This window comes from Frankia sp. CeRuru1, assembly GCF_977966315.1.
This window is the reverse complement of sequence record NZ_CDWWEW010000513.1, coordinates 1-2,824: the sequence shown is the minus strand read 5'-3', so window position 1 is coordinate 2,824 and position 2,824 is coordinate 1. Positions and strand designations below refer to the sequence as shown.

Genomic DNA, 2,824 nt, shown 5'->3' with positions numbered 1-2,824 from the left:
AGCTGGGGTCGGGTGGAGCATCGGGCTGCCTGGGGGCGGGCCGTGGCAGCCACGGCCCGCCGGGTGGCTCAGGTGTTCGGGCGCTTGCCGTGGTTGGCCTTGTTCTTCGCCCGTGCGCGCCGCTTGCGCTTCTTCTTCGCCATCAGGAATCTTCCTCCGTTCCGCTTCGACGTGCAGTCATCGTGCCAGTCCGCGCCGACGGGAGGTTACCGGCGGGTCCGTCGAGGCCCTCGTCCTCGTCGGCGTCGCCGAACCCGTCCGGCGAGCCATCGCCGAGGTTCCCGCGGGCCGGGGACTGCACCGCCCTGGCATGGCGGCGGGCCTGCAACGTGCGCCACGCCCGCACGGGGGCTATCGCTCCGAACAGTCCCAGCGCCGCGGCGATCGCCACGTCGCCGACGCTGACGACCGCGGGCGTCCAGGGCAGGGGCAGCGGGATGATGTCACTGAGCAGGCGCAGGGTCGTACCGTCCCCGGCCGGCGTGTGAAATGCCGAGGCCAGGATGTCGGAGATCGGTACACCGGCGCGGTCGGCCCCCCACCGCGACACCGGCATCTGGCCGCCGTTCGCGGTGATGACGGCGGCGTTGGAGATGAGACCGGTGACCAGGAGACCGAGTCCGGGCAGGCGGTTGTTCGCGCTGGCGAACAGGGCTGTGACCACGGCGGCCGCGATCCACGCCGGGCCGTGCAAGGCGGGCACGAGTCGGCCGATCGCGAGCACCAGGACCGCCGCGGCGAGCAGCCATGGTCGGGAGACATGGATGCGGGCGAGGGCACCGAGAGTTCCGCCGTGGGCGAGGCCGACGCCCAGACCGCATAGCAGGGTCAGCACCAGAAGTACGAGCACATGCGTAGTGTGCGGCGTTATGAGCGACAGTCCCAGCACCGGGCGGTCGCGTCGTCCCAGCGTGCCGGCCCGGATACATCCGGGGCCCAGGGACGTTGGTCGGACAGCCTCGGCACACTACGCTCTTGCCAGATTTACCGCCGCTGAAGGGAGCCTGATGGCCGAGGAAGTCCGCGCTGAGATGGTGGCCAACGTCTGGAAGGTCGTCGTCGGTGTGGGAGACCCGGTGAGCGCTGGTGACGCCCTGGTGATCCTCGACTCCATGAAGATGGAGATCCCCGTGATCAGCGAGGACGGCGGGACGGTCGCCCGGATCGCGGTGCAGGAGGGCGACGTCGTCCAGGACGGTGACCTGATCGCCGTGGTCGAGCCGCTCTCCACCGCCTGATCGTCCTTGTCCGGCGGGATAGCGGCTGAGGGATCCGATGCCTCAGGCGATGTCCTAAGCTGCCCATTATGGACGCCGCGTTTTGTGACCGTTGCGGTCAGCTGGCCAGTGTGGGCAGCCACGAGGCGTGCCGGCGGGCCCGCGAGCTGGAGCCACCCCGCTACTGTCGAGCCTGCCGGCGGCGGATGGTCGTCCAGGTCACCCCGGTGGGTTGGTCGGCCCGGTGCGCGGAGCATGGGCTGCTCTCGGTCTGAGCTCGTCGGTCACGTCCACCGTCGTCACGCCGACCGCGATCCTGGCCCCGGCCGAGTGCCGGCGGGTCCGGCCAGCCGGGCACGAACCAGCGCTGAAGCGGAACGGACGGGGGCTTAGAGGGTGGCCTGCAGGGACTTGATCGGCATGCTCAGCTCGGCCAGCATCTTCAGGTCGGCCTCCGCGGAGCGGCCCAGCGTCGTCAGATAGTTCCCGACGATCATGGCGTTGATACCACCGAGCATCCCCTGCACGTCGAGATCACCCAGGGTGATCTCGCGTCCGCCGGAGTAGCGCAGGATCGTGCGCGGCATGGCGAGGCGGAACGCCGCGATCGCGCGCAGCGCGTCACGCGGCTCGACCAGCGGAAGATCCCCGAAGGGCGTCCCCGGCCGCGGGTTGAGGAAGTTCAGCGGAACCTCGTCGGGCTCCAGGGCCGCAAGCTGGGCGGCGAGTTCGGCACGCTGCTCGAGGCTCTCGCCGACGCCCAGAATGGCGCCGCAGCACAGCTCCATCCCCGCGGCCCGCACCATCTCACAGGTCTCCCACCGCTCCTCCCAGTTGTGGGTGGTGACCACGTTCGGGAAGTGCGAGCGGGCCGTCTCCAGGTTGTGGTTGTAACGGTGCACACCCATCGCCACGAGTTCGTCGACCTGCGCGGAGGTCAGCATGCCCAGGGAGCAGGCGACGTTGATGTCGACCGCCGCACGGATGGCGACGATCCCCTCCCGCACCTGCGCCATGAGCCGGGCGTCCGGGCCCCGCACGGCCGCGACGATGCAGAACTCGGTGGCGCCTGTCGCCGCGGTCTGCCGAGCGGCGTCAACGAGCGAGGGCACGTCCAGCCAGGCGGACCGTACCGGCGAGTCGAACTTGCCGGACTGCGAGCAGAAGTGACAGTCTTCCGGGCATCCGCCGGTCTTGAGGCTGACGATCCCCTCCACCTCGACCTCCGGACCACACCAGCGCATCCGCACCTCGTGGGCCAGGGCGAGCAGATCGGTCAGCGTCTCGTCCGGGAGCCGGAGCACGGCGAGCACGCCGGCCTCGTCCAGCCCTTGTCCGCCCTCGAGGACCTCGCGCCGTGCCACGGTGAGGATGCCGGCACCGTCCTGGTCCGCCGGCGGCCGCGGCGACGCCGGTGCAGGTGCAGGTGCGGTGGGGTGCGCGGTCACGGATCCGGTCACGGACGTGGTCACGGATGCAGTCACAGGGGTCTCCAGACGAGGGTCGGCGGGTGCGGTGGATGCGTGGTGGCGGTGGGCGCGTGGTGGCGGTGGGCGCGTGGTGGCGGTGGGTATCGTGGTCGGGACTGATGCGCATGCACCCAGGTG

General features: G+C 70.5%; 5 protein-coding genes. 2 read left to right on the top strand and 3 right to left on the bottom strand.

The features are described from left to right. Positions 1 to 68: 68 nt before the first annotated feature. Positions 69 to 143, bottom strand: coding sequence for a 50S ribosomal protein bL37 (locus AC08OP_RS23650; protein ID WP_369807823.1), 75 nt, complete (start codon positions 141 to 143; stop codon positions 69 to 71). After that, positions 143 to 835 (bottom strand): DUF5317 domain-containing protein, encoded by a 693-nt coding sequence (locus tag AC08OP_RS23645; RefSeq protein ID WP_476616184.1) that lies wholly within the window; start codon positions 833 to 835, stop codon positions 143 to 145. The genes AC08OP_RS23650 and AC08OP_RS23645 overlap by 1 nt, the downstream gene beginning before the upstream one ends. Before the next feature lie 172 nt (positions 836 to 1,007). Here AC08OP_RS23645 and AC08OP_RS23640 point away from each other — a divergent pair, with 172 nt between their 5' ends. Together AC08OP_RS23640 and bsaP are read left to right on the top strand one after the other, a co-directional pair. Then, positions 1,008 to 1,238, top strand: coding sequence for a biotin/lipoyl-binding carrier protein (locus AC08OP_RS23640; RefSeq protein ID WP_476616183.1), 231 nt, complete (start codon positions 1,008 to 1,010; stop codon positions 1,236 to 1,238). 68 nt (positions 1,239 to 1,306) lie between these two features. Then, a complete protein-coding gene (gene bsaP, locus AC08OP_RS23635; protein ID WP_076806814.1) occupies positions 1,307 to 1,492 on the top strand; it encodes a biotin synthase auxiliary protein BsaP in 186 nt (61 codons plus the stop codon). 114 nt (positions 1,493 to 1,606) lie between these two features. On the opposite strand, the gene bioB is transcribed toward bsaP, so the two are convergent. Further along, a complete protein-coding gene (gene bioB / locus AC08OP_RS23630; RefSeq protein ID WP_476616182.1) occupies positions 1,607 to 2,689 on the bottom strand; it encodes a biotin synthase BioB in 1,083 nt (360 codons plus the stop codon). Positions 2,690 to 2,824 lie beyond the last annotated feature (135 nt).

What these genes read in the sequence shown, in the direction of transcription:
- AC08OP_RS23640 (WP_476616183.1), top strand. Translation starts at nt 1,008, where the DNA reads ATGGCCGAGGAAGTCCGCGCTGAGATGGTGGCCAACGTCTGGAAGGTC.
- bsaP (WP_076806814.1), top strand. Translation starts at nt 1,307, where the DNA reads ATGGACGCCGCGTTTTGTGACCGTTGCGGTCAGCTGGCCAGTGTGGGC.